The sequence below is a fragment of the Mesorhizobium sp. WSM4306 genome, assembly GCF_007003975.1.
Taxonomy (GTDB): Bacteria; Pseudomonadota; Alphaproteobacteria; order Rhizobiales; family Rhizobiaceae; genus Mesorhizobium.
Genome location: NZ_VFTC01000047.1, coordinates 20,822 through 27,285, shown reverse-complemented (window position 1 = coordinate 27,285; position 6,464 = coordinate 20,822). Strand labels below are relative to the sequence as shown.

Sequence of the window (6,464 nt, the reverse complement as noted above, 5' to 3'; positions counted from 1 at the left end):
GCCGGTCAGGTGACGATGGCGGCGATTGCCTTCAACATGCGCCGATGGGCTGCCATCACGGGATAGGTGCGCCCAAAACCAGGCCGAGTGGCCCAAACACCCACCTCAAACCTCAAAACAAGCCTCAATCCAAAAGAGGCAAGCGACAATCTGCTGTCCTCAGCACTCTCTCACGCAACTGCGCAACAGGCCCACGAGGGGGGAGATCGAATATCACGACGGCTTTCGCTAATTTTCAACCTAAGAAAAGAGCCGGCGCCGACGCCTCCAATCTCCCCCCCTCGTGGGGGAGATGCCCGGCAGGGCAGAGGGGGGCGCGAAGGAATGTCACGCTTGTGGCGACTTTTCCTTTTTAGCCTAAAGCCACTCCAGACGCCCGTCTTGCAGCCTGAGTATTCGATCCTGCGGCACTTCCAGGTTCGCTGCTTCCTTTTCGGAAACACCTTCCACCATCCTGAACAGGGTCCGCACGACGCCACCATGGGTGACGCAGACGGTCTGGCGGTTTAGCGCGTCGAACCACGGCTTCACCCGTTCGAGCAGCATCTGGTAGCTTTCGGCGCCCTCGCCCGGCGGATGGAAATTCCACTTGTCGCGGCGGCGTGCCTTCGGCGAGCCGGGGCTGTGCGCCTCAAGTTCGGCAAAGGTAAAGCCCTGCCAGTCGCCAAAGTGCACTTCGACCAGGCGCGGGTCGGTGCGGTAGGCGTCCGGATCGAGCCCCATCGCCGCGCGCAGCCGCTGCATCGTCTCACGCGTCCGCTTCATCGGGCTGGCGACAAAGTCGAAATCTTCGGGCTTCCGGATCAGTTCGGCCAGCCGCCGTCCGTTGCGGGTCGCCTGCTCGCGGCCGAGTTCATTGATATCGGTGTCGGCCTGGCCCTGCAGCCGGGCGTCTGCATTCCACTGCGTCTGGCCGTGGCGCACGATGTAGACGAGCGGAACCATCAGGTCTTCCGGAGATCAGGACAGGCAGGCGGAAACCGCAGCAGGACTATTCCTTGACGGTCGAAATATCCGGCGCGTCGACCGCCTTCATTCCGACGACGTGATAGCCGGAGTCGACATGGTGCACTTCGCCGGTGACGCCACGCGACAGGTCGGACAGGAAGTAGACGCCGGAATCGCCGACTTCTTCCTGGGTGACCGTCTGCTTCAGCGGTGAATTGTATTCGTTCCACTTCAGGATGTAGCGGAAGTCGCCGATACCCGAAGCAGCCAAGGTCTTGATCGGGCCGGCCGAGATGGCGTTGACGCGGATCTTCTTGCCGCCGAGATCGACGGCGAGATAGCGCACGCTGGCTTCGAGCGCGGCTTTGGCGACACCCATGACGTTGTAATGCGGCATGACTTTTTCGGCGCCATAATAGGTCAGCGTCAGCAGCGAGCCGCCATCGGTCATCAGCGCCTCGGCACGCTTGGCGATGGTGGTGAAGGAAAACACCGAAATGTCCATGGTGCGCAGGAAGTTGTCGCGAGTCGTCTCGACATAGCGGCCGGTCAGCTCGTCCTTGTCGGAAAAAGCGATGGCATGGACGAGGAAGTCGAGCTTGCCACCCCAATGCTTGGCGACATTGGCGAAAACCTCGTCGAGGCTCGCCGGGTCGGTGACATCGCAATGGCCGGCGACAAAGGCGCCCAATTCCGCCGCCAGCGGCTCGACGCGCTTCTTGAACGCCTCGCCCTGATAGGTCAGCGCGATCTCGGCGCCGTGGTCGACGCAGGCCTTGGCGATGCCATAGGCGATCGATCTGTTGTTGGCGACGCCCAGTATAAGCCCGCGCTTGCCGGCCATAAGGCCCTGTCCACCCGCCATGTCAGCGCTCTCCGAAAGATTTTCTGCTTTGGAGTGCCTATCGCACAGGGAGAAAGGCGCTTCAAGCGCAGACGGGCCGCGCGTTCAATTCAGACACTCGGCATGAACAACGAATGGGGGATAATAACGGTGTTGTGAGATTCAACGCCTCGCTGCGGTCAGCGCGCCTTGACCGCCCAGGCCCGGCCGACCAGCCGAATCGGCTGATCGGCCTCGGATGCGGCCCTATTCAGCGACTTTGCGCCAGGGAATGAGCATTCCCACCTGCTTGCGGTAGAGGCGGTACTGATCGCCGAACATCCCGATGAGATCGCGTTCCTCCAGGAAGATGCCGAGCAGGATGTAGCCGGTGCTGCCCGCTGCGAAGAGCAGATGGCCCCATGTCATGGACGGCGTCGCCCAGAAGGCCAGGAGAAAGCCGACATAGATCGGGTGCCGGACCCATTTGTAGAAAAGCGGCGTCCTGAACACGGGCTCCGGCAATTCCCTCTTGCGCAAAGCCGCGAAGACCTGGCGCAGGCCGAACAGTTCGAAATGGTTGATCAGGTAGGTGCTGATCAGCAAGACAGCCCAGCCGAGCCAGAACACGCCATGGAGGACGGCGACCCAGAACGGATTCTCGACCGTCCAGACGGGGCCGGGGATCGGCCGCCATTGCCAGTAGAGCAAAAGCAGGATGAGGCTGGCCAAAAGCACATAGGTGCTGCGTTCGGCCGCGTGCGGGACAATCCGCGTCCACCAGCGCTTGAAAACCGGCCGCGCCATGATGCTGTGCTGGGCGGCGAAAAGGCCGAGCAGCAGCGCGTTGACGACGACAGTTTCGACCGGACTTCCTACGATCCCTGAATCGATCGATTTCGGCACGGCAATGTTGCCGACGAACCCAACCGCATAGAGAAACGAACCGAGAAATATCAGGTATGCGGCAACGCCGTAGATAAGGGTGATTACGCCCGCCATGACTGCCCCTCCATGCAAGCATCAAGATTCGGTCGGTCGACCGAATTCATGTCAAAAACCATAGATTCAATTGCGAGTCAACTTGATCGGTCGCTCGACCGAGATATGATGGCGAGACGTCCAGCCCCAGACAGGAGCGTTTATGATCAGCCCAGATTGTGCCGATTCCAGCGGCAGGCACACCGCATGACGGACGCTGTCATGGCGAGACGTCCAGCCCCAGACAGGAGCGTTTATGATCAGCCCAGATTGTGCCGATTCCAGCGGCAGGCACACCGCATGACGGACGCTGTCAAAGCCGTCGTCCCGCCCCAGAACAAGCAAAAGCGCGACACGCGCGCCGAACTGATTTCGGCAGCCGAGCTGTGCCTCTATCGAGGCGGCTATGCCGACCTGTCGACGCGCCGGGTTGCCGAGATCGCCGGCGTTCCGCTCAGCCAGATCCACTATCATTTCGGCTCCAAGGAACGGCTGTTCCTGGCCCTGCTCGACCATCTGAACGAGGGGCTGTTAAAGCGCCAGGCGGAAACCTTTGCAGCACCGATGCCGCTGTGGCAGCGTTGGGAGCGCGCCTGTGATTTCCTCGATGATGATCTGGCGTCCGGCTATGTCCGGATCCTGCACGAGATGATCGCGGCAAGCCTGTCGAGCCCCGAAATCGCCAAGGCGGTGCGCCGCGACCTGCGTGGCTGGTTCGAACTGCTGGACGGACTGGCGCAAGAGGCGGAGCGGCGGTTCGGCCGCCTTGGACCATTCTCCGCCGCCGAAGTGACCAGCCTGGTCAGCGCTGCCTTCCTCGGCAGCGAGACGATGATCCTGCTCGAGATCGAGAGCCCGCACGTTCCGGTGCGGCAGGCGCTGCGCCGCTTCGGCGAAACCATCCGGCGGATGGAGGAAGCAGCGCCCGGCAGCTAGCCAGTGAAGTCAAGCTGCGTCAGCCTTTGCGGCCGCGCATCAGCGCTTCGAGTTCGCCGTCGCCACCTTCCGGCAGCATGATGCGGACATGGGCGTAGAGATCGCCGTGGCCGCCGGCCTTTTCCGGCAGGCCCCTGCCCTTCAGCCGCAGAACCTTGTCCGAACTCGACCATGCCGGGACATTGACCGCCAGCCTGCCGGTCGGCGTGTCGACCGGCACCTTGGCGCCCAGCACCGCATCGGCCAACGCGACCTCCAGATCGGCGTGCAGGTCGCGACCCTCAATGCGGTAGCGCGAATGCCGGCGGATGTGGATCTTGACCAGCGCATCGCCCGGCTGCCCCGGTCCCTGCTCGCCCTGGCCCTTCAGCCGGATGGTCTGGCCCTCCTCGACATAGGCCGGCAGCTTGACCGCAATCTTGCGCCCGTCGGGGAACATGGCGGTCACCTTTTCGGCGGTCGCCATCTCCTCGATGGTGACGTCGAGCGTCACGTTGAGATCGGCCGCCGTCGCCTGCTGGCGGCGGTCGCCCGCACCAGCGCCGCGCGCGCCGGAAAAGGCGTCACCAAAGATCTGGCTGAAGATGTCGCTGTTGCCGTCGAAGGGATCGCCCCCCGGACGGCCCGAACGGAACTCGAAGCGCGAGCCGCCCGCGCCCTGCTGGCGGCGAAAGCCGCCGAACGGATCGCCTCCGGCTGCGCCCTCAAAACCCTGGAATTTCGGCTTGCCGTCGGCGTCGATCTCGCCGCGGTCGAACGCCGCACGGTTCTTCTCGTCGCCGATCACCTCATAGGCCTGGTTGGCCGCGGCAAACCGGTCCTTCGCCTTGGGATCATTCGGATTCTGGTCCGGATGATGCTTCTTGGCGAGCTTGCGGTACGCCGATTTTATGTCCTTGGCCGATGCGTTCTTGGCAACGCCCAGCACCTCATAGGGGTCGCGCATGCGTCCTGCCTGCAAGAAGGGGTGAATCTACAGTTGCCTTCTATATGCGCTCGCATAGGAAGAAATTCCAGTGGCGCATAGCCACATAGACGGCGAAATTGAAGCACCATGAGATTAGGTTTGGTCATTCTGCCGGTGATGGTTGGTACAAGGCCGAGGGATTTGGCCCGGTAGGCGACCTGAAACATGAGCGGCACGAGCTTCTACTATCGCCTTAATCTTTTGCGCGCTCCTATTGTTCGCTTCCGAAACCTGGCGAATGTCGGCCATCGGGCGCCAAGCGCTCGTTCCCAGCCAAAATACCGTCAACGGCATGGCGGAATGGATACTGGCCGTCCAAGACCACCGATGCTAGGCTGAAGGCATGACGCGCGAGGCTGCGATAGCTCGATCGGAGGCCTACTTCGATTCAGGTGCTTTTCGGGAGGATTTGGCCCGTCGGGTTGGCATGCCGACAGAAAGTCAAAACCCTGATCGCGAACATGTGCTGGTTGAATATATCGAGGCTGAGATAAAGCCGACATTCGAACTGCTTGGCTTTGCCTGCCGAACGCTTAACCAAAACGGCTGGCCATTCTTTTTCGCCGAACGCACAGAGGACGCAGCACGTCCGACGGTACTTGGCTATGGCCACGGCGACGTGATTCGCGGGTTGGATGACGAGTGGGACGAGGGACTTTCCCCGTGGCGTCTGACCGAACGTGACAACAAATGGTACGGACGTGGCGTGGCCGACAACAAGGGTCAGCATTCGATAAACGTCGGCGCTCTTCGAGCCGTGATCGAGACGCGCGGAAGGCTCGGCTTCAATGCCAAGTATCTGATCGAAATGGGGGAAGAACGGGTCTCGCCTGGTCTGCGGGAACTGGCCAAGACCCATAAGGAACTATTCCGATCGGATGTGCTGATCGCCTCCGACGGCCCCCGCCTCTCCGCTGAAAGGCCGACCGTGTTTTTGGGCTCGCGCGGCTCTATCTCCTTCGACATCTGGATTGATGCGCGCAAGAGCGGCCATCATTCGGGAAACTGGGGCGGTCTCCTCTCGGATCCCGCCATTCAACTTGCCCATGCAATTGCGAGCATCACCGAACCGACTGGAAAAATTCGGATTGCCGAGTGGCTTCCGACAAGCATTCCCGAGGATGTGCGACACGTTCTTGCTGACTGTGAGGTGGGGAGCGGCACGGAAGAGCCCAAGATCGATCCCGACTGGGGCGAGCCTAGCCTGACCGCTGCGGAGAAGGTTTTTGCGTGGTGCTCATTTTCGGTGCTGGCTTTGGAGGCGGGGAATCCAAGGATGCCTGTTGGCGCCATCCCGCCCCGAGCCTGGGCGCGTTGCCAGCTTCGCTTTGTCATCGGGGTGGACGTGCAGGACGTCCTCCCTGCCTTGCGCCGTCATCTGGACCGCAACGGATTTTCGACCGTGCAGATTGCGAAAGCACGCGACGAAGTTTTTCACGCGACGCGGCTCGATCCGAGCCATCCATGGGTCAATTGGGTGGTAGATTCGATTGCCCGTACGACGGGAAAGAAACCCGCTATTCTGCCAAGCCTCGGCGGGTCACTCCCGAACGATGTCTTTTCCGAAATTCTTGAAATGCCGACCATTTGGGTTCCGCATTCTTATCCGGGGTGTTCGCAGCACGCGCCCAATGAGCATCTGCCGGTTGCCATTGTCCGAGAAGGCTTGGGGCTGATGGCAGGACTTTACTGGGATTTGGGCGAGCCGAACGGACAGCCAATGACTCGCTCAGGCCTTCGGAAAGCAGACATTGATGTCGAGGCCATTTGAGGTCGGCTCTTGGCGCATGGTCGCCTATCGATGTGGGC

General features: G+C 61.4%; 6 protein-coding genes. 2 read left to right on the top strand and 4 right to left on the bottom strand.

Annotated features, from left to right (window positions below):
* Window positions 1-357: 357 nt before the first annotated feature.
* From FJV77_RS31020 to mddA, 3 genes are all read right to left on the bottom strand, one after another.
* A complete protein-coding gene (locus FJV77_RS31020; RefSeq protein ID WP_142870140.1) occupies window positions 358-945 on the bottom strand; it encodes a histidine phosphatase family protein in 588 nt (195 codons plus the stop codon).
* Between the two features lie 46 nt (window positions 946-991).
* Window positions 992-1,813 (bottom strand): enoyl-ACP reductase FabI, encoded by an 822-nt coding sequence (gene fabI, locus FJV77_RS31015; RefSeq protein WP_142870139.1) that lies wholly within the window; start codon window positions 1,811-1,813, stop codon window positions 992-994.
* Between the two features lie 225 nt (window positions 1,814-2,038).
* On the bottom strand, window positions 2,039-2,773 hold the full coding sequence (gene mddA / locus FJV77_RS31010; RefSeq protein ID WP_142870138.1) for a methanethiol S-methyltransferase: 735 nt from the start codon (window positions 2,771-2,773) through the stop codon (window positions 2,039-2,041).
* A 279-nt stretch (window positions 2,774-3,052) separates the two neighbouring features.
* Between mddA and FJV77_RS31005 the strand changes: the two genes are divergently transcribed.
* Window positions 3,053-3,688, top strand: coding sequence for a TetR/AcrR family transcriptional regulator (locus FJV77_RS31005; protein ID WP_142870137.1), 636 nt, complete (start codon window positions 3,053-3,055; stop codon window positions 3,686-3,688).
* Window positions 3,689-3,707: 19 nt separating this feature from the next.
* Here FJV77_RS31005 and FJV77_RS31000 read toward each other — a convergent pair whose 3' ends face one another.
* A complete protein-coding gene (locus FJV77_RS31000; protein WP_142870136.1) occupies window positions 3,708-4,634 on the bottom strand; it encodes a J domain-containing protein in 927 nt (308 codons plus the stop codon).
* A gap of 364 nt (window positions 4,635-4,998) precedes the next feature.
* Here FJV77_RS31000 and FJV77_RS30995 point away from each other — a divergent pair, with 364 nt between their 5' ends.
* Window positions 4,999-6,426 (top strand): M20 family metallopeptidase, encoded by a 1,428-nt coding sequence (locus tag FJV77_RS30995; RefSeq protein WP_142870135.1) that lies wholly within the window; start codon window positions 4,999-5,001, stop codon window positions 6,424-6,426.
* Window positions 6,427-6,464: the final 38 nt, after the last annotated feature.

Coding starts and splice junctions, on each gene's coding strand:
- FJV77_RS31000 (WP_142870136.1), bottom strand. CDS start 4,634: ATGCGCGACCCCTATGAGGTGCTGGGCGTTGCCAAGAACGCATCGGCC.
- FJV77_RS31020 (WP_142870140.1), bottom strand. CDS start 945: ATGGTTCCGCTCGTCTACATCGTGCGCCACGGCCAGACGCAGTGGAAT.
- FJV77_RS31005 (WP_142870137.1), top strand. CDS start 3,053: ATGACGGACGCTGTCAAAGCCGTCGTCCCGCCCCAGAACAAGCAAAAG.
- fabI (WP_142870139.1), bottom strand. CDS start 1,813: ATGGCGGGTGGACAGGGCCTTATGGCCGGCAAGCGCGGGCTTATACTG.
- mddA (WP_142870138.1), bottom strand. CDS start 2,773: ATGGCGGGCGTAATCACCCTTATCTACGGCGTTGCCGCATACCTGATA.
- FJV77_RS30995 (WP_142870135.1), top strand. CDS start 4,999: ATGACGCGCGAGGCTGCGATAGCTCGATCGGAGGCCTACTTCGATTCA.